This window comes from Thermocrinis jamiesonii, assembly GCF_000702425.1.
GTDB lineage: Bacteria > Aquificota > Aquificia > Aquificales > Aquificaceae > Thermocrinis > Thermocrinis jamiesonii.
Genome location: NZ_JNIE01000004.1, coordinates 1 through 18054, shown reverse-complemented (window position 1 = coordinate 18054; position 18054 = coordinate 1). Strand labels below are relative to the sequence as shown.

20 protein-coding genes and 1 CRISPR repeat array are annotated in these 18054 nt (G+C 41.7%); of the genes, 5 read left to right on the top strand and 15 right to left on the bottom strand.

Annotation, left to right across the window (positions count from 1 at the left end; all coding sequences use genetic code 11):
- Window positions 1-48 precede the first annotated feature (48 nt).
- Genes K217_RS0104280 through rpmE form a run of 6 tightly spaced genes read right to left on the bottom strand, consistent with a single transcriptional unit; the run spans window position 49 to window position 4876 of the window.
- Window positions 49-639: a UbiX family flavin prenyltransferase gene (locus tag K217_RS0104280; protein WP_029551897.1), complete on the bottom strand. Its 591-nt coding sequence runs from the start codon at window positions 637-639 to the stop codon at window positions 49-51.
- A 3-nt stretch (window positions 640-642) separates the two neighbouring features.
- Window positions 643-936 (bottom strand): FUN14 domain-containing protein, encoded by a 294-nt coding sequence (locus tag K217_RS0104275; protein ID WP_029551896.1) that lies wholly within the window; start codon window positions 934-936, stop codon window positions 643-645.
- Window positions 933-2048, bottom strand: a complete 1116-nt coding sequence (locus K217_RS0104270) for a radical SAM protein (protein ID WP_029551895.1) — start codon at window positions 2046-2048, stop codon at window positions 933-935. The genes K217_RS0104275 and K217_RS0104270 overlap by 4 nt, the downstream gene beginning before the upstream one ends.
- Window positions 2049-2070: 22 nt before the next feature.
- Entirely contained in the window at window positions 2071-3603 is a 1533-nt protein-coding gene (gene dnaG, locus K217_RS0104265; RefSeq protein WP_029551894.1) for a DNA primase, read from the bottom strand.
- 3 nt (window positions 3604-3606) lie between these two features.
- Window positions 3607-4689, bottom strand: a complete 1083-nt coding sequence (gene prfA / locus K217_RS0104260; RefSeq protein ID WP_029551893.1) for a peptide chain release factor 1 — start codon at window positions 4687-4689, stop codon at window positions 3607-3609.
- On the bottom strand, window positions 4679-4876 hold the full coding sequence (rpmE, locus tag K217_RS0104255) for a 50S ribosomal protein L31 (protein WP_029551892.1): 198 nt from the start codon (window positions 4874-4876) through the stop codon (window positions 4679-4681). The genes prfA and rpmE overlap by 11 nt, the downstream gene beginning before the upstream one ends.
- Window positions 4877-4992: 116 nt before the next feature.
- Between rpmE and K217_RS0104250 the strand changes: the two genes are divergently transcribed.
- Window positions 4993-5415, top strand: coding sequence for an arsenate reductase ArsC (locus tag K217_RS0104250; RefSeq protein WP_029551891.1), 423 nt, complete (start codon window positions 4993-4995; stop codon window positions 5413-5415).
- On the opposite strand, the gene K217_RS0104245 is transcribed toward K217_RS0104250, so the two are convergent.
- Complete coding sequence (locus tag K217_RS0104245) at window positions 5392-8814, bottom strand: valine--tRNA ligase (protein WP_029551890.1); 3423 nt, start codon at window positions 8812-8814, stop codon at window positions 5392-5394. The two genes, K217_RS0104250 and K217_RS0104245, sit on opposite strands and share 24 nt — an antisense overlap.
- Before the next feature lie 87 nt (window positions 8815-8901).
- On the opposite strand from K217_RS0104245, the gene aroA reads away from it, so the two are divergent.
- Window positions 8902-10194 (top strand): 3-phosphoshikimate 1-carboxyvinyltransferase, encoded by a 1293-nt coding sequence (aroA, locus tag K217_RS0104240; protein WP_029551889.1) that lies wholly within the window; start codon window positions 8902-8904, stop codon window positions 10192-10194.
- Window positions 10188-10574 (top strand): YbbR-like domain-containing protein, encoded by a 387-nt coding sequence (locus tag K217_RS0104235; RefSeq protein ID WP_029551888.1) that lies wholly within the window; start codon window positions 10188-10190, stop codon window positions 10572-10574. Before aroA ends, K217_RS0104235 begins: the two co-directional genes overlap by 7 nt.
- A gap of 2 nt (window positions 10575-10576) precedes the next feature.
- Here K217_RS0104235 and K217_RS0104230 read toward each other — a convergent pair whose 3' ends face one another.
- Together K217_RS0104230 and K217_RS0104225 are read right to left on the bottom strand one after the other, a co-directional pair.
- Window positions 10577-10921, bottom strand: coding sequence for a HesB/IscA family protein (locus K217_RS0104230; protein WP_029551887.1), 345 nt, complete (start codon window positions 10919-10921; stop codon window positions 10577-10579).
- A 68-nt stretch (window positions 10922-10989) separates the two neighbouring features.
- Complete coding sequence (locus K217_RS0104225; RefSeq protein WP_029551886.1) at window positions 10990-11571, bottom strand: RNA ligase partner protein; 582 nt, start codon at window positions 11569-11571, stop codon at window positions 10990-10992.
- Between the two features lie 19 nt (window positions 11572-11590).
- Here K217_RS0104225 and K217_RS0104220 point away from each other — a divergent pair, with 19 nt between their 5' ends.
- The gene (locus K217_RS0104220) at window positions 11591-11911 is read left to right on the top strand and encodes a hypothetical protein (RefSeq protein WP_029551885.1); all 321 of its coding nucleotides are present in this window, start codon (window positions 11591-11593) and stop codon (window positions 11909-11911) included.
- Here the strand turns inward: K217_RS0104220 and K217_RS0104215 are convergent.
- The 5 genes from K217_RS0104215 to gnd all read right to left on the bottom strand — a co-directional run bounded on the left by K217_RS0104215 (window position 11890) and on the right by gnd (window position 17024).
- Window positions 11890-12999, bottom strand: coding sequence for an MFS transporter (locus tag K217_RS0104215; RefSeq protein ID WP_029551884.1), 1110 nt, complete (start codon window positions 12997-12999; stop codon window positions 11890-11892). The genes K217_RS0104220 and K217_RS0104215 overlap by 22 nt on opposite strands.
- Before the next feature lie 56 nt (window positions 13000-13055).
- Complete coding sequence (locus K217_RS0104210; protein ID WP_029551883.1) at window positions 13056-13235, bottom strand: hypothetical protein; 180 nt, start codon at window positions 13233-13235, stop codon at window positions 13056-13058.
- Between the two features lie 43 nt (window positions 13236-13278).
- Window positions 13279-13782: direct repeats of the CRISPR family, unit length 29 nt; unit sequence GTCTCCATCCCACACAGTGGGCTTAGAAC.
- Between the two features lie 427 nt (window positions 13783-14209).
- Complete coding sequence (gene pgl, locus K217_RS0104205; protein WP_029551882.1) at window positions 14210-14809, bottom strand: 6-phosphogluconolactonase; 600 nt, start codon at window positions 14807-14809, stop codon at window positions 14210-14212.
- Window positions 14810-16132: a glucose-6-phosphate dehydrogenase gene (locus K217_RS0104200; protein WP_029551881.1), complete on the bottom strand. Its 1323-nt coding sequence runs from the start codon at window positions 16130-16132 to the stop codon at window positions 14810-14812. It lies immediately after the preceding gene.
- Window positions 16125-17024 (bottom strand): phosphogluconate dehydrogenase (NAD(+)-dependent, decarboxylating), encoded by a 900-nt coding sequence (gnd, locus tag K217_RS0104195; protein WP_029551880.1) that lies wholly within the window; start codon window positions 17022-17024, stop codon window positions 16125-16127. Before gnd ends, K217_RS0104200 begins: the two co-directional genes overlap by 8 nt.
- An 88-nt stretch (window positions 17025-17112) precedes the next feature.
- Between gnd and K217_RS0104190 the strand changes: the two genes are divergently transcribed.
- Window positions 17113-17502, top strand: coding sequence for a bacteriohemerythrin (locus tag K217_RS0104190; protein ID WP_029551879.1), 390 nt, complete (start codon window positions 17113-17115; stop codon window positions 17500-17502).
- Window positions 17503-17510: 8 nt separating this feature from the next.
- Here K217_RS0104190 and K217_RS0104185 read toward each other — a convergent pair.
- The coding region (locus K217_RS0104185) for a DUF2192 domain-containing protein (protein ID WP_029551878.1) at window positions 17511-18054 on the bottom strand (544 nt) is incomplete at its 5' end.

Sequence of the window (18054 nt, the reverse complement as noted above, 5' to 3'; positions counted from 1 at the left end):
TATTTTAAAAATCTCTCCCTTAAGGGTGAGTATGCATGGAATGTTTGTCTATGCGGAGGGGAGCTCTTCTGCTTTCCACCTTTTGTAGAGGTTATGCTCAATCCTTAGGCAATCCAAAGCTTTACCTACTACAAAATCCACCATCTCTTCTATGCTTTTGGGTTTGTGATAAAAAGCGGGACTGGCAGGTAGGATAACAGCACCTGCTTTGGCAACTTTGAGCATGTTTTCCAAATGGATCAAAGAATAGGGAGCTTCTCTGATGATCAGAACCAACGGAACCTTTTCCTTTAGGGCTGTTTCGCTAACTCTGTGGATGAGGTTTTGATTTATACCATTTGCTATGCAACCGAGCGTGCTCATTGAGCAGGGGGCAATCAAAACGCCAGCGTAGTTTATCAGTCTTGAACCGCTGGCTACTCTGTCCGCTATAGCTTTCTCAGAGATAAGGCGAACCTTTGGAAACTTTTGCTTAACGTCTTTTAACGAAAGATTTAACTCTTCTTTTAGCACCACAGCGCCTGCGGTAGAAATTATAAGGTCCAAGTGAAAGTTCATACTATAAAGGACTTCAAGTAGTCTGTATCCATAGATACTTCCGCTGGCACCGGTTATGCACAAAACTATGTTTTTTTTCACTTTCTATCCTGTTTTAAATCCCAAGAAAAAACCTGCCGAAAAGGCAGAAGAAAAGGCTACTGTTTTAAAAATACCCCTGACGAATTCATCCACTCCAGAGAACAAAGATTTTACAAGGACCCAAAGCTGGGTCCAGTTTATATCAATAAAGCCTTTACTCTGAAGCCAAAAAAGGGAGAGAAGGTAAAGTCCCATCAGCATCAAAAAAAGGTTCAACAGCTTTTTTACCGCAAAGCCAACCACAAACCCTGCAAATCCTGCATAACCCAAGTCTGCTATCAAACCTTCCAAGCTCATTGATATCTAAACACGCTTGGATTTAGTATGTCCGGATAGTTTGTAGTCATCTCGTAATCAAAGAGCTGTTTTCTTATTCTTTCTAAATCTTTTCTGTTAGGCTTGAAAGGATAGCTCCTTATATCTGTTGGTGAGCTGTCTCCAAAGGGTCTGTTGCAAGCGGTTTCGGTAGTTTTCCCTCTACATCCAGAAGTCATAAACGGCCTTCCGCTCCAGAAAAGCTCTTCAAAGGTTTCCTTTGGAATGCCAAAGTCTATAACCTGTCCCTTTTCGTTGAACTTCATGTCCTCATATCGGGCTATTTGATTGTCTATTAAATACCTTGCAAACTGAACTCTTCTAAACTGAGGTGCGGGACAGGGCGGTTCTTTCTCCATCATTGAACCTTCTTCGGGCCAAAAAGAGAAAAGGTGAGTTCTTGCCCCTAAGTCTCTAACTTTTTGAATTGTCTCTATCATCTCCTGCTCTGTTTCTCCCAGTCCCACCACAAGGTGGCACCCTACATAACCATCCCCCATCACATCGCAAGCCCACTCCAAAACTTTCCAGAATGTTTCCCACCTGTGAGGGCTGTTCATAGGTCTTCCTCTTAGTCTTTCAAACACCTCCGGTGTTCCACAGTCTATTGCTACTGTAACCGTGTCCGCCCCAAGCCTTTTGTAATCAAGTATATCCTGATAGGTTGTGCCCGTGGCGTTTATCAATAAAGAAACAAAGATCTTATCTCCCAACCTCTTTACAACCCTTTCCAACACTTCCTTGGTGTCCCTTATGGCTCTTGGGTGAGTTATCTGGGCTATGCACAGTCTTTCTACATGTCCTACCTTTTCTGCCCTATCTATTATCTCATCCAGCTTTACCGTAGGCCACTCAACCCTGATGAAGTTCTTCTTTGAGTATTCCACTTCCCTTGCCTTCTGAAGACCACAGTAAGCACAGGTAGCATGGCATCCGGAAGGATAGGTCAGAAGCGTATTTATACAACTAAGTTTTGTATTTCTATAAAACTGTCCAGGCACTATACCCAAGGTCATAGCAGCAGCCATGCTTATTTGAAGATACTCTGGACTTTCCCTTTGGACAGTTAAATTCTCCAAAAGCTTTCTATCCATACCTTACCTCCTGCAAAGAGTATTATAAATCCTCTTTTATTCCTCTTAGTCTGACTGTGGTCTTTCTTTGCCTTATTTCCTGCAAGCTTGTTTTCTCTTCCACTTTACCCTTTATCATCAGATGCTTTAAACTTTCTTCAAAAGCTCTCTCTAAATTGTAAAGGCTTTGGTTTTTTATCTCCTCTGGCACAAGGTGATAGTCCTCCCTAAGTATAGCTTCTGCAAGCTCCATGGCATACGGCGATAGGTTGAGTTTGTATAGATCTTCTTTATTTCCCAAACCATTATACAATCCAAAAAGGAAAACCCTTTCGTGAAAACTAAGCTTTTCCTTTGCTTGCTCCTTTGGTTTTTCTTGATGTTTGGGCAGTTTATCCGCAAGAACAGAAACGGGTATGTTGGTTTTTTTAGAAAGGGTAGTTAAAAGGTCAATTTGATGGAGTTTATCTTTAACAAAACCGCAAAAGTATAGGTAATCCTCTATGGCTTTACTGTCTTTTTTTGCCAATAGCCAACTGAAGATGTCCTTTGCTTCTTTCAGTGCGTTTTGAAGTTCTTTCTTTTGCTTTTTTACAAAGGTATCTGGATCCTCTCCTTCTGGAAGAAGGAAAACTTTGACTTTCAAACCCTCCCTTAGAAGGTGGGGTGCGGTTTGCTTTATGGCTTTTCTTCCTGCTTCGTCTCCATCAAACATTAAAATGACTTCTTCAGCGTAAGCGGATATGATCTTAGCATGATCCGGTCCAAGGGATGTGCCCATGGGTGCTACAGTCTCTGGAAAACCTTCTTGATGCATACTCATAACATCAAAGTATCCTTCCACAATTATGACCCTTCTTTTTTCCCTAATATAGCTTAGCCCTTCATAAAATCCATAAAGCGTTTCTCTTTTTTTAAAAAATTCTGTCTCCGGAGAGTTTATGTATTTAGGACTGTTTTCTTTTAAGGACCTTCCACCAAAACCCACTACGTGCCCTTTTATGTCCCTTATTGGGATTATCAGCCTGCCGGCTAACAGGTCTTTGTAGTGTTTTTCGTCTATCTTTGTAATGTTCCCCGTCTTTTCGTAGATTTCCAGGATTTGTTTTTCTCTTAAAAAGCTAACCAGCTGTTCCGAGGAGGGAGAATAGCCAAGCTGAAACTTTTTTATAGTCCTCTCCTGAATACCTCTGTTTTTGAGATATTCCAAAGCTTGAAGACTTTCTTTCAAATTATTGTGATAGTATTCTGCCACCATACGTAGGGCAATCAGTACGTTATCGTCCTTCTTTTTAAGTTTAACTTTTACAGGCAACTTATACTTTTTAGCCAATTCCAAGAGCGCTTCTGTATAGCTTATGTTCTCATACAGAGCTACAAACTTTACTGCGTCCCCTCCCACGCCACAACCAAAACACTTCCATATACCCTTTGAAGGAGATACGTAAAGAGATGGAGTATCATCTGGATGAAAGGGACACCTTGCCCTGTAGTTGTTGCCCGTCCTTTGTAAATCTATATATGAGGATATAACATCCACTATGTCAAGTCTTTTAAGTAATTCTCTGAGCTCCACAGCTTAAACTTGATGGAGAACTAACTTTAGCTTTTCTTCTATTTCGTGCTCTTCTAAAGCGGATATTATTTCGTCCAACTTTCCTTCTAGTATGTCCTGTAGCCTGTGAGAGGTATAGTTTATTCTGTGATCCGTTACTCTGTTCTGGAGAAAGTTATAGGTTCTTATTTTTTCACTTCTTTCTCCCATACCTACCTGTTCTCTGCGCTCCTTAGCTATTTGTTCTTCTTTTTGTCTTTCATAGTAGTCCTTTACCCGTGCGTATAGAATTTTCAGGGCTTTCATCTTGTTTTGAAACTGGGACCGCTCGTCTTGGCATGACACCACTATACCCGTAGGAATATGTGTAATTCTAACTGCAGTTTCTGTGGTATTTACATACTGTCCTCCCGCACCACTTGCTCTGAAGGTCTCTATTTTTAAATCCTTAGGGTCTATTTCCACCTCCGTTTCGTCCACCTCAGGAAGGACTGCTACCGTTGCGGTAGAGGTGTGTATCCTTCCTCCTGCTTCTGTCTTTGGAACGCGCTGAACCCGATGAACCCCGCTTTCATACTTTAGCTTAGAATAGACATTTTTACCTTCTACCAAAGCTATTACTTCTTTGTAGCCACCCAAGCTGGTTTTTTGTGCGGTAAGTATGGAAAACTTCCAACCTTTTTCTTCTGCATACTTTTGATACATATTCAAAAGGTCTGCCGCAAATAGAGCAGCTTCTTCTCCGCCAACTCCTGCCCTTATTTCTAAGATGACATTTTTTGTATCCCTTTCATCGGTAGGAAGGAGAAGTCTCTTTATTTCCTTCTCTAAATTTTCCTCTTCCTTTTTCAATCTCTTTAGCTCTTCTTTTGCTAAGTCTTCAAACTCTTTACTTTTCAAAAGTTCCTTTGCATCACTTATTTCCTTTTGTATTTTCATATATCTTGAGTAAGCCTCATAGGCAGGCTCTAAATCTTTAAATTCTTTGCTCAGCCTTAGGTATAACTGCCTATCCTTTATAACCTCTGGGTCTGAAAGTTTTAACTGTAGCTGAGAGTATTTTTGATGGATAGCTTTTAACTTTTCTTCTAAGTCCTTAGGAAGCATTTTCGGACTTAGTGGTAGATTCTAACAAAAAGGGTTTTATCCTTAACTTTCCAGTGTAAAAAGGATGGCATGCATTACACGATTCAAGATAAACGGTTCCTCCTTTTGTGGAAAGTAGGGTAAATGTATTTCCACAACCGCATACAAATTTTGTGGGTTTAAGCTCTGGATGTATTCCTTTCTTCATTTTTTACCTCCAAAAAAATAATTATATCACAAAATATACGTCGGGTGAGAAATTAGTAAAGTGCTTAATCCTGCAAAAACGTTTGGGAAAAAGAGAAGGCTTTATAATTATTTATAATGAAGATAGGCTTTATATGCACGGGAAATTCTGCTAGAAGTCAGATGGCCGAAGGCTTTGCCAAATATTTTGCTAAGCTATATAACAAGGCTTTAGAAATTTACTCCGCAGGCTCCAATCCTGCTTCCTCTGTTAATCCCTTAGCAATAAAGGTTATGGCAGAGGTAGGTATAGATATTTCTTCTCAATATCCTAAGTCCTTACAGAACATACCTTACGGAGAACTTGACTTGGTTATAACCCTTTGCGATGACGCGGCCGAAAATTGTCCCTTTGTGCCGGGTGCAAAAAGGGAACACTGGAGCCTTCCGGACCCCGCAAAAGCCGAAGGTTCAGAGGAAGAAAGGCTTGAGTTTTTCAGAAAAATAAGGGACGAACTAAGGGAAAGAATAGAAAAGCTAATCAGAGATCTGGGAGCCTGACATCACCTCTTCCAAAAGCTCTATGAGGGACTTTATCTTTTCCTTTTCTTGGGACAGCTCTTGGACCGCTTGTTTTACTTTTTCCACTTCCTCCTCCGGTGCCTTTTCTAAGAATTGGGGATTTTCCAGTCTTTTTTGGAAAGTGTTCAAGGTCTTCTCCACTTCCGAAAGTTTTTTGCTGTAAGACTGCAAAAGCTCCTGAACATTTACGTTTCCTTCTACCGGTATGAAGAATTCAAAGTCCTTTGAAAAACCTGCTATACAGCCAGAGGGTCTGTCGGAAACTTCCACAAGCTCCTCCACCTTTGCCAGAGCCTTTATGTAGTCTTCAAAGGCTTTTACCAACTCCAAAGATTGGTTTGCTCTGTAGAAAAGCTTTATCTTTTTAGAAGGCTCTATCCTTAGGTCGCTTCTAAGGGACCTTATGGATGTGATTATCTGCTTTAGCCTTTCTACTTTCTCCTTTGCTTCTGGATACACTTCTTGAGGGTTGTAGGTGGGATAGCTCTCAAGGGAAAGGCTTTCTTTGTTTGAAGTAGGAAGATGATGGTAGAGTTCTTCGGTTATGAAGGGCATAAAGGGATGAAGAAGCTTTAGGATCCTGTCAAACACCATCAAAAGAAAGGCTTGAGCGGTTATGCTTTCCTTCTCTATCCTGTCTTTTTCCTCTTCGCTTTGAGCCTTCGCATAGAGCCTCAACTTACTCATCTCTATATACCAGTCGCAAAACTCTGACCAGACAAACTCGTAAAGGCTCTGACAGGCCAAGGAAAACTCATATTCCTCAAGGGCTTTATTTACCTTTTGGGTGGTTTCGTTCAAAAGCGTAAGGATCCACAGGTCTTCCCACCTTGGTGGTGCCATGTAGGGCATCTTGGACAAAATGTCCTCATCCAGGTTTAGAAGTATAAACCTTCCTGCGTTCCAAAGCTTGTTGGCAAAGTGTTTATACCCTTCAAACCTTTTCTCCGAAAGCCTTACATCCCTTCCCTGCTGGGTAAGAATGGCTAAGGTAAATCTTAGAGCATCCGCACCGTATTTTTCTATGATATCAAGTGGGTCTATGACGTTTCCTTTTGTTTTTGACATCTTCTGTCCTTTTTCGTCCCTCACAAGAGCGTGTATATAAACATCCTCAAAGGGAATATCTTCCATAAAAAACATTCCCATCATGATCATTCGGGCAACCCAGAAGAAGATTATGTCAAAGCCCGTCACAAGAAGGTTAGTTGGATAAAGGCTCTTTAGATCCTCCGTGTTTTCGGGATAGCCAAAGACTCCAAAGGGCCAAAGGGCAGAGGAAAACCAAGTATCCAACACATCCCTTTCCCACTCAAGATTTTCCGACCTACACTTTTTACAATAAAGCACAAACCTAAACTTTTTTGTTTGAGGGTTATACCTATATCTGCTCCTTCTGTTTGTTATTAGTGCGGTGGGATTGAGGTCTTGCGTAAAGAAAAGCCTAAGGGAATGGGCAGAGACATCCGTAGCGTGGTATTTGTGAAAGACAAACTTTTTGTAAAATTCAAGCACGGTTAGCTCTGGATGGACAAAGGATGGAGACTTTAAAACCGCTTCTACCTCCTCTGGTGTAAATTCTTCCTTTATTTTTCCGTCCGCAAGAAGGTTGAAAATAAGTTTGTCATAAACTCGGTCAAAGTCGTCATCTGTAAAAACGTTTATATGTCCGCAATCTTTGCAATACCAAACGGGTATGCGATGCCCCCACCATATCTGACGGGATATGCACCAATCCCTTAAATTTTCCATCCACTGAAGGTATATCTTTTTCCAATTTTCCGGCACAAAGCGAACTCTTCTTTCCTCTTCCCAAACCTTTTGATTTCTTTCCCACTTGACCTTTAAAGACTTTTGAACCGCCTCCAAAAATACTTCTCCACTCTCCAAAAGCTTGTCTTCTAATTTCAGCCCCTCCTGGTCTGCAATGAAAAGAAGACTGCCAGTTAGCTTTTCCTCCAAACCTTCCCTTATAAGAACCGCACCATCTTTGACTTTGACTACAAGGTTAGCTTTGCTGAATTGTTCACCAAGATCCTTTGCGATCTGCAACAGGTCCTCTCTGCCTTCGGGAACGTAAATATAGGATATTTCTCCGTCCTTTTTCCCCACCACAAACTCCACGCCTTCCTTTATGAAAACCACAAGCTTTGTTTGATGGTCCTTTACTACCCTTAGGGTGACCTCCAACCCCTGGGTGTATAAGATCTGAAGGTTAGTTTCTTTTCCTTTTTTCTGAAGGAATCCAAGCACCGCCTGCACTGCCCTTTCTTTTATCCTTGGGTCCGAAACTTTGACAAACCACTGAGTGGATACCATAGGCTCAAGGACAGTTTTACATCTGTAGCACTTTCCTACGCTGTGTCTGTGGTTTTCTACCTTCTCAAGAAGACCAAGTTCTTCTAATCTTTGCACTATCCTTTTTCTTGCCTCGTATCTGTCAAGCCCCGCAAACTCTCCCCCATTTTCGTTGATCCTTGCAAACTCATCCATTATCTGTACCATTTCAAGCCCATGGGTTTTACCAATCTCAAAGTCCAAAGGATCGTGAGCTGGAGTGATTTTTACTGCCCCCGTTCCAAACTCGGGCTTAACCCTCTCGTCCGCTATTATGGGTATTACTCTATTTACAAAAGGAAGTCTAACTTTTTTGCCTACAAGAGCTTTGTATCTTTCGTCCTCTGGATGGACCGCTACCGCGGTGTCTCCAAGCATAGTTTCCGGTCTTGTGGTTGCAACGGTTATGAACCCTTCTTCTCCCTCCAACGGATACCTTATGTAATAGAGCTTTCCCTCTTCCTCTTCGTGTTCCACCTCAAGGTCCGAAAGGGCAGTAAGGTCCTTAGGACACCAATTTACTATGTACTCCCCTCTGTATATCAAACCTTCTTCGTAAAGCCTTTTAAAGGCATATCTAACAAGCCTTGAAAAGCCCTCATCCAAGGTAAATCTCTCTCTTTTCCAATCTACGCTGGCACCAAGTTTTACAAGCTGGTCCCTTATGCTGTTTCTTGACTGTGGCACCCATTCCCACACCCTCTTTAGAAACTCCTCCCTTCCCATTTCAAGCCTGTTTTTTCCTTCCTCCTGCACCTTTTTATCCACCACGTATTGCGTAGCTATACCCGCATGGTCAAACCCTGGAACCCAAACCACATCTTTGCCAAGCATTCTTTGCCATCTACAGACTACGTCCTGAAGGGTTATGTTAAGAGCATGCCCCATATGAAGGGACCCGGTCACATTAGGCGGTGGAATAACCACCGAAAATCTATTCTTTGGATTAGGCTTTGGACTGTGGTATATGGCTAAGGATAGCCATCTTTGGGAGTGTTTGCTCTCAACTTCTAAGTGATTATATTCTTTGATGTCTTTCATAGAGAAAAAATTATAAACTTACCCGGCCTCAAAAGAGGATACAAGTTGTAAGCAAAGAAGACCTGAAATCTCTTATAATCGTAAAGTGTGAAGATCATACAGAAAGTCCGTTGTTTGAAGGGAGAGTTAAGGGTTCCGTCTGACAAGTCTATCTCCCACAGGGCGGTTATTCTACCTTCCTTGGCAGAAGGCGAAAGTGTGGTGGAAAACTGGCTTGAGTCCAAAGACACATTAGCTACGCTAAGCATAATAAAAGCCTTAGGTGTTAAGATTGTTAAGAAGGGCAAGACCTTAAAAATAAAGGGGTCAAACTTTTTGCTAAAGGAACCAACAAAAATTCTAAATGCAAAAAACTCGGGGACTACCGCAAGGCTTATGTTAGGTGTGCTTTCCACTCAACCTTTCTTTTCAGTGCTAACAGGCGATCAAAGTTTGAAAAGAAGACCTATGTTGCGCGTTGTGGAACCCCTAAGGGAAATGGGCGCAAAAATAGACGGTAGGGAGAAGGGAGATAAACTACCCATAGCGGTAAGAGGAGGCCATTTGAAAGGTATTTCAATCTTTAACAAAAAGGCTTCTGCCCAGGTAAAGTCCTGCATTCTTATTGCCGGTCTAAGGGCTGAGGGTATAACAGAGGTTTATGAACCCTACTTGTCAAGGGATCACACGGAAAGAATGCTAAAGGCTATGGGTGTGGAACTTGTATCTTACGATACGGACAAAGGAAGGGTAGTAAAGTTAGAAGGAGGACAGACTCTTAAGCCTGCCTATGTGGTTTGTCCCGCAGATCCTTCTTCTGCCGCCTTTTTTGCTGCGGGTGCAGTTCTTTTGAAGGGTAGTGAAGTTTTGCTAAAAGATGTGCTTATAAATCCCACAAGGGACGGCTTCTTTAGAAAGCTAAGAGAAATGGGAGTAAAGTTGAGCTATGAAAATCTTAGGGAAATATCTGGGGAACAGGTAGCTGACATATACGTTAGATACGCAGATACGCTAAAGCCTATTCAGGTTAAAGAAGAAGAGGTGCCAACTCTAATAGACGAAATTCCCATCCTTGCCATACTTATGGCTTTTGCGGATGGGGTTTCTACAGTAAGGGGTGCGCAAGAGCTGAGGGTAAAAGAAAGTGACAGAATTAAGGCTATAGTGCAGAACTTAAGGAGAATGGGTGCTAAGGTAGAAGAATATGAGGATGGTTTTTCTATAGAAGGAGGACAATATCTTAAGGGAGCTGTCATAAAGACCTACGGAGATCATAGAATAGCTATGAGCTTTAGCATTGCAGGACTTGTAGCAGAAGGTGAAACAATCATAGACGATCCAGATTGTGTAGCAATTTCCTATCCTGAGTTTTACGAACATTTAGAACAGTTAGCATGTTGAGGAAGCTCTTTTTGGAAGACCTTCACTACAAAGCCTTGGCTTTAATCATAGGTTTTCTTTTTTGGTTTGCAGTCAATTTTGGAACAAAGTCGGTGATATCCATAGAAAAGGAACTGGAAATAAGAAACACAGAGCAAAAATACACGTATAAGCTCTCCAGAAAAAAAGTCAGGATGAAGATAGCCTTTATAGAAAGGTTAGTATCAACGGATATGATAGATAGAGTTAAACCTTTTGTGGATGTTAGGGGCTTGCCTGCGGGAAAACATACCCTTAAGGTCCAAGTTAGCAACCCCTATAAACTACTTATTTCCTTAGAAAAGTTAGCACCTGAAGAAGTAGAAGTGTATGTGGTGGAGACCCCCCAGAGGGGGGAATAAGCTTATCCGCAGGAGAAGCTGTTTCCACAACCGCAAGTTCCAGTTACGTTCGGGTTCCTTATTGTGAAACCACCGCCCATAAAGTCCATTACATAGTCAAGCTCTGCGTTATTTACGTATGGCATAGAGAACTGGTCTATGGCTATTTTCAGTCCAGGAAATTCAAAGACGAAATCTCCTTCCTCTATGGTGTCGTCAAAGCCCATAGCGTATTGGAACCCAGAGCAACCTCCTGGGACAACCCTTATCCTTAGGATAGGCTCTGCTATGTTGTTCTCCTTCGCTATACGTGTCACCTCTTGTACTGCCCTCTCTGTAGCAAAAAAGTTATAAACTGCTTGCTGCATGGCTTACCTCCTTAAAAAGTTTTAGTCAAAAGATAAGAAGATTTTTAAAGTATGCAATATGATAGCTATCATCTAATACCTGCTAAGCTTTCCAAGATGTATCTAAAGCTCTTTGGGTCTACGAGCTTTATTCCAACCCTGTCTGCCCAACGATGTAGTCCTTCATCTCCTGTTATGAGGATTCCGTCCAATTCGTAGGCAAGCAATAAAACATCCGCATCTTCTTTACTGTCTATTATTCCACTTCGGAGTGCTTCTCTGTATTTTTCCCTAAGCTTGTTTATCACTTTGCCAGTTTCTGTTTCTGAAAGCCTGCCCGCTTCCCTTGTGTGCTCTTCTGCTACCCTTAAACCCTTATTTACTCTGTATCTTACTTCTTCTATAAACTCATACAGAAATTCCGCCGGGATCATTAGATTAAACCGTCTTGGAGACCTTATGCGCACCACAAGCTCAAACTTTGGCTTTAGCTCTCCCAAAGAGACCATCTTGTTAAACTCTTCATAAACAGAGGTGGGCATGTAAAACTGGGCTTTTGCATGGGAAGCAAGAGAGAGAAAATTTTCTATGGCTCCCAATTGATCCTTTTCAAACTGTGAGTATATGTCTGGATTTGTGAAAACGCTGGTATCAAGCACAAAAATTTCCATAGTGAATTAAAATTATACTGTGCGTTTTTACGGGATACCTTCAGAAGACAGGGCTTTGGAGATATTGGAAAACATCCCAGAAGGCGTGTGGATACTTAGGGACAATTCTTCCCAAACTAAGCTTACCTCCCAACAGGTAAAGGAAGAGCTAAGAAAAATCATCTTGACGATAAAGTCTTGGAAGGAAAAGGACAAATACATACCTCAGGCTACCGCTTTTTTGTTTGTTCATACACCATCTGAACCAAAGCACTTTAAAATTTACGACCTTTCTTCCCTTGGTTGTGGAATTAACCTAAGCCCACCCAGGTGGGAATGCTATCTTTTGGAAAACCAGTAAAGTAAAAAACCCAGCGTTGGGAAGACAATCATCAACAAAGCGGACAGCTTGTAGTTGTTTTGAGTAAGAAGCATAAAAAGGCTCCAGGTCCAAAGCCCTGTGGTGGATGCGATCCTTTCAGTTAAAGACAAAAAGGACATCCTGACGGAAACTTCTTCTGCGGGAAACCTTTCTATCAGCAAAACCCTTGAGGTAGTCCAAAGGTGCGAAAGAGAAAGCCCTCCCAAAAGTCCCAAGATCAAAACAAAGTCCCTTGGTATGAAAAATAGCAAAAGTAAAAAACAAGGCCAAAGTAGAAACCCCATAGGGAAAACCGCTCTAACTCCCAACTTGTCCGTTAGCACTCCAAAGACTATTCCACCCAGCACTCCACCCAAAGCAGATAGCCCTATCACCCTGTAGATTTCCCTTTCCTCAAGCATGTAGGCATTCTTCAGATAAACACCCATCATGGCTATAAGCGTATTGGCTACTTCGGTAAGGCTTAGGATGGAAAGTATGAGAAGTAAGAATTTTTTGTCGCTTATTACTTGTCTTATGCTTACTCTTTTTTTGGAAGATGGGTTGGGCAAGTTTGCTATGGCAGGAAGGGCTAAAATCAAAAACAGAAGGGAAACCTGATAGAATACCTCCGGCACTTTCAGCCAACTTGCCAAAAAGATAAGGCTTACGGAAGACCCTAAGTATCCAAAGGCCACTCCAAAGCCCGAGGCAAAACCTCTTTGAGTAAGCCCCGCAAGCAGGGAGTTATAAAACACCATAGCCTGTTGGTGAAAAACTACCATGCACAGGTAAATAAAGAGGTTTCTTTGTGGATTGTGCGCTGTTAAGCTCAAAAACGCACCCATAAAAACGGTCAAAAGGGTAAAGAGTGTGAAAAATTGCTTTCTGAAGGCTTTGCTGTCTGCCACCTTTGCCAAAGGCAAGGCTATAAAAAAGGAAAAAAAGAAAGCAAGGCCGTATAAGAAAGAGTAAAGCTTGGGGTCTATGTGCTGAGTTATGTAAAGGGGATAAAAGGTGGAAAAAATTAGCGCTCCAAGAATAGTCTCTCCGGAGTCAAAGAGTGCAAAGGAAAGGAGTTTTTTCATTTTCAACTCCACAGGCAAACAAGCTTATCACAGTCTTTATTTCAACTCCACACAGTTCATTGGGAATTCAGAAATTTTTTTGGTCTAAAAAGCTTTGCGAGCTTTATAAAAGAGGCGACGAGAAGAAAGGCTTCAGAGATGAGATTTAGAAAGTATGCTAAAACCAAAAGTGCTAAGCCAAAAAACAAAAAGAGAGCAATCACTATCAGAAGGTAAGCTATGAATCCGTTTTCCATCTTTCAAATTCACGTTGCTGTCAAATTGCCAAACAAAGGTAAGCTCCTTATCCCACGCAGTGGGCTTAGAACTACAGAGGTAAAGACAATAGTCTTTGAAGGAAACTGGCTGGAAGTCTCCATCCCACACAGTGGGCTTAGAACTATAACGATTACGTAATCCATAAACTAAGACCAGATATGTCTCCATCCCACACGGTGGGCTTAGAACAGTGATTGAAACCCCATTTGAAGAAGTGTGGGTGCATGATGTCTCCATCCCACACAGTGGGCTTAGAACTCATTCTCCGCTGGGCAAAATCCCAGCAAAGCAAGTGTCTCCATCCCACACGGTGGGCTTAGAACACAAAGAAACAAAAAATCCAATAAAAGGAGGTAGTGCCAGTCTCCATCCCACATAGTGGGCTTAGAACACAGTCTTTTAGGTTTGAGGATATTGTCGGTAGAGAAGCGTCTCCATCCCACACAGTGGGCTTAGAACTCTCGGAAACGACGATAACAAGAATAGAGCGTGAGTTGTCTCCATCCCACACAGTGGGCTTAGAACCCCAACTTACCACCTTAATCAAAATAAGACAAATCAATAATTTTATCAAGGGGGTACCCCTCGCAAATGAAGGTTATTTTCCGAAAATCCGAGGTTGTGCAAAGTTGAGTGTGTTATTGTCAAATTTAAGTCCTTGTCTCCCAATGCTTTAAACAATCGTGCATAATTATGACTTTGTGCAATTACATAATTATGACTTTATGTTTTTGCATAAAGGCATAAATTTAAAAGTTATGAGACGCAAGAAGAAGAAAGTAGTAAAAACCACAATTTTATTGCCCTCCGAAGCCCATCACTAAAAGAATTAGAGGAATACCCTTTAAGGAAACCACACCATATTCAGTTGCCAATTTGACATGGGTCCCCTTTTGGACCCACAGACTTATTAGAAATTATAACACAACGCAGGGCAAAATGCGAAGAACTTTTATGGCTGAAAAACTACAAAGGTTTTTCTTCTGCCTTTTACTTTGCTTGCTGGTATATCGTCCCCTCTCAACAGCTTTTGGTATGCTTCTATTTTTGTTGGACCTTTTAAAGCAAAGATCACCACGCAAGAAAGATTTAAATACTCGTAGCTTAGAGAAACTCTTTGTGTTCCATCGGGTGCTGAAGAAATACATACCTTTTCGGTAACTTTCTTACACTCTGCCCTTGGAAACAAAGAAGCGGTATGTCCGTCCTCTCCCACTCCCAAAAGGGCTATGTCCAAACTTTTTGGCAAAAGCTTTGAATACTCCACGCAAGCTCTATCTATGGGAAGGCTTGTATCCACCGGATAAAGCTTAGCCTTTTCTCCCAGGTTTTCTTTTATGTTCTTGTAATTGCTTTTGTCAGAGTCCAGCGGAACATACCTTTCGTCCGTTAAAAAGAAAGAGAACTTTTCCCAAGGCAAGTTTTGTTTTGAAAGAAGCCTGTAAAATTCCATAGGTGTTTTACCGCCTGCCAGTGCGATGTTTATTTGGTCCTTTCTTCTGAGGAAAACATTAGAAAGCCTAAGGAATAGCAAAAGTAATCTTTTCTCCATCTACAGGATCCAGTTTCTACGGTCCTTTTCCATAAGCTTTATGGCACCGTTGGGGATAGTAGCTTCCTTATAGACCTCCAGCTCCTGTTCAGAAAGCAAGGGTTCTACCTTTTCCCACATTACCTCTATCTCGTCCGCTCTTATGAAAAGGCTTTGATCCGAGTCCAGTATGTCCTCAAGTAAGGTCTCATAAGCTTCTGGCAAAGGTTGTCCTATGGATTCTTCTATGTTATATTCCATAACAGTTTCTATTGGACATGCTATAAACTTGCCCGTAGGTGGTCTTAGTTCAAAGGCTATGCTTAGGCTGTTCTTTGGTGCTACCTGAAAGGTTATGCGATTTTGCTTTGGCGCACAGTCCAACAAAGAGACAAAACTTTTTGGGATTTCTTTAAACACCACTGTAATTTGGGTGAGCTTTTTGCCAAGCTTTTTCCCAGTCATAAGATAAAAAGGCACACCTTGCCATCTTAGGTTTTCAATGTAAGCTTTAACTGCCACAAAAGTTTCTGTGCGAGAGCCTTCCTTGGGATATCCTTCATACTGTCCTTTAACGAACTCGGATATGTCTAAACTTCTCAAAACTTTAACCTTTTCGTCCCTTATAAACTGGGGAGTCATAAGACAGGGAGGTTCCATCGCAGTAAAGGCAAGCATTTGAAGTAGATGGTTTTGTAGCATGTCCCTTACAGCTCCTACTTTATCGTAGAAGTCTATTCTGTTTTCCACACCCACATCCTCTATTGCCACTATCTGCACATGGTCAATAAAGTTTTTGTTCCATACCCCCTCAAATATGGTGTTAGAAAACCTAAGGGAGAAGATGTTCTGGACAGTGTCTTTTCCCAAAAAGTGGTCTATTCTGTATATTTCTTCTTCTATGAAGTATCTGTAAAGAAGGTTGTTTAACTTTTGGGCAGAGCTCAAATCAAAACCAAAGGGTTTTTCCACCACCAGCTTTCTGGGATTGGAAAAGTTTCTCAGCAGTCTTCCAAGGTTTAGTATAGCCTGCTCATAAAGGAATGGCGAAAGGGACAGATAAAATATGAGCTCGTATCCACTAAGCCCTTCCAAAACTTGACCCAATCTTAGATAATCTTCCCACTTTGAGACATCAAAGGGAATGAAGTTGCAAAAAATTCTAAAGTCTGGGTCTAAATTACAGGCTATAGTTTCCCACTCCTCGCTTTTGGAACGTGCCAATGAATAAACTACCTTTAAGTCATCTCTGTTTTTTCTAATTTTTGCAAGTGCAGGCAGAAGTTTTTTCTTTGCCAAGTCTCCGGTGCCACCTAAGATGAAGATTGCCTTAGGTCTATTCATGCTTCTTTATGCTGTGTCTTCCAAACTGGTATCTCAAAACAGCCAAAAGTCTGTCCCTAAAAGAGTTTTCTTGTCTGGATCTGAAGCGCATGAAAAGTGAAAGGGCTATAACTGGCACAGGCACTCCCAAATCCACAGCTTCCAAAGTAGTCCATCTACCTTCTCCAGTATCTTCTACGTAGGGCTTTATGTTTTCAAGCTCTCCAAATTCCTCAAAGGATTTTTGGACAAGTTCCATAAGCCAAGACCTTATAACGCTTCCCGTGTTGTAAATTCTTGCGATTTCCTTAAGGTCGTAATTAAAACCACTCTCTTTTAGCAGTTCAAAGCCTTCTCCTATAGCTTCCATTATGGCATACTCTATGCCGTTATGAACCATCTTAGCAAAGTGTCCCGCTCCAGAAGGACCAAGGTAGGCATAACCCCTTCCTTCGTAAGAAAGGTCCTTCAACATAGGTTCCACAAACTCAAAAGCGTTTTTGTCCCCTCCCACCATAAGACAGTATCCCAGCTCCTCTCCATACACTCCACCGCTTACCCCCACGTCCAAAAAGTAAATCCCTTTGCTTTTTAGCTCTTCATACCTTCTTTGTGAATCTTTGTAGTAAGAGTTTCCACCGTCTATTAGAATGTCTTCTTTGTCAAGGTATGGCACGATCTCTTTTATTGCTTCATCTACCACACCGTGAGGAACCATAAGCCAAACCACCTTTCTTCCCTCAAAGAACTCTTTCACATAGGACAAACTATCAAAAACTGAGAAATATCCACTTGCCTCTTCCCTACTCTTCTGATTTACATCAAAGCCCCCGACCTTGTGTCCAAACCTAACAAGCCTCCTCCCTATTCCTTGCCCCATTCTACCAAGACCTACTATAAAAATCTCTCCCATGGCACCAAAGATTTTATCAAAACGTGAGCTTTGTCATCTTTTTTCTAATAAGTAAGTTTATACTTACTAACTTAAGGAGGTGTTGAGGATGGTGTTAAGAAAAGAGGACTTGCCGATGGTTTCCAATGCGATAATGAATGCATTGCACGAGGATGAGCTGGAGATTATAAACGAGCTTCATCAAGCTTGCCAAGAGGGAAACGCAGATGTGGTAGATCAACTGCTCCAGCTTTTGATTCAGGACATAGAGGATCACTTCACAACGGAAGAGGAGTTGATGAGAGAAGCAGAATTTTTTGCCTATCCCATGCACAAAGCAGAACACGACAGCATGAGAAAAAGAATAGGCGAACTTTTGGAACGGTGGAGAAAGCATAAAGAGCCAAAGGAAGTTCAGAAATTTATAGAAGAGGAGTTGGTCTCTTGGCTACTTCTTCATATAGCCAGGTGGGATGCTACCACTGCTGAGGCTGTTTGAAAAATCCCTCATTGGGACGTCCCCCCAACCTCTAAGGGAACTAACCTTCTCCTCACCCTGTCCCACGCCCCTTCCACCAATAAAGGCTTCAGAGGAGAAAGGTCCCTTGGTAGAATCTTTCCAAGAACAGGGAAGAGGAGGGCTGCCTTCAGAACTTGCCAAGCACTTTGAGAGACTTTTTTAGTCCCTCCTTGCTTGGGATTCCTTCCGTTGGCTCCCTCACAGGAACTTGGCTCGTCCTGAAGGCTTTTAAGTTTTTCTAAAAGCAAGTCCTTTGCCTTCTGAACTTGCTTTAGCTCAGAGTTTATGGCATTTCTTTTGTATTGGTTTGTCTCTTTCTTGAGTTTTTCTTTTAGCTCTTTTTCTTTCTTTTCGTAAGTGCAGATTGCATACTCCAAGTATTCCTTGTCTGAAAGAAGTTTTAGATAGTTCTCTGGGATTTCTTCCTTAAAACCTAAAGCTTTTCTTCCTATCACGTATGCGCCCGCTATGTCTTTGTCTATCCCAAGCTGTGGTGCATATTTTAGTGCTCCTATCACAGAAGTAAAAGCG

Bases quoted from the DNA above. Each gene is read 5' to 3' on its own strand.
- K217_RS0104275 (WP_029551896.1), bottom strand. From the start codon at position 936: ATGAGCTTGGAAGGTTTGATAGCAGACTTGGGTTATGCAGGATTTGCA.
- K217_RS0104270 (WP_029551895.1), bottom strand. From the start codon at position 2,048: ATGGATAGAAAGCTTTTGGAGAATTTAACTGTCCAAAGGGAAAGTCCA.
- prfA (WP_029551893.1), bottom strand. From the start codon at position 4,689: ATGCTTCCTAAGGACTTAGAAGAAAAGTTAAAAGCTATCCATCAAAAA.
- rpmE (WP_029551892.1), bottom strand. From the start codon at position 4,876: ATGAAGAAAGGAATACATCCAGAGCTTAAACCCACAAAATTTGTATGC.
- K217_RS0104250 (WP_029551891.1), top strand. From the start codon at position 4,993: ATGAAGATAGGCTTTATATGCACGGGAAATTCTGCTAGAAGTCAGATG.
- K217_RS0104245 (WP_029551890.1), bottom strand. From the start codon at position 8,814: ATGAAAGACATCAAAGAATATAATCACTTAGAAGTTGAGAGCAAACAC.
- K217_RS0104235 (WP_029551888.1), top strand. From the start codon at position 10,188: ATGTTGAGGAAGCTCTTTTTGGAAGACCTTCACTACAAAGCCTTGGCT.
- K217_RS0104230 (WP_029551887.1), bottom strand. From the start codon at position 10,921: ATGCAGCAAGCAGTTTATAACTTTTTTGCTACAGAGAGGGCAGTACAA.
- K217_RS0104225 (WP_029551886.1), bottom strand. From the start codon at position 11,571: ATGGAAATTTTTGTGCTTGATACCAGCGTTTTCACAAATCCAGACATA.
- K217_RS0104215 (WP_029551884.1), bottom strand. From the start codon at position 12,999: ATGAAAAAACTCCTTTCCTTTGCACTCTTTGACTCCGGAGAGACTATT.
- K217_RS0104210 (WP_029551883.1), bottom strand. From the start codon at position 13,235: ATGGAAAACGGATTCATAGCTTACCTTCTGATAGTGATTGCTCTCTTT.
- pgl (WP_029551882.1), bottom strand. From the start codon at position 14,809: ATGGAGAAAAGATTACTTTTGCTATTCCTTAGGCTTTCTAATGTTTTC.
- K217_RS0104200 (WP_029551881.1), bottom strand. From the start codon at position 16,132: ATGAATAGACCTAAGGCAATCTTCATCTTAGGTGGCACCGGAGACTTG.
- gnd (WP_029551880.1), bottom strand. From the start codon at position 17,024: ATGGGAGAGATTTTTATAGTAGGTCTTGGTAGAATGGGGCAAGGAATA.
- K217_RS0104190 (WP_029551879.1), top strand. From the start codon at position 17,113: ATGGTGTTAAGAAAAGAGGACTTGCCGATGGTTTCCAATGCGATAATG.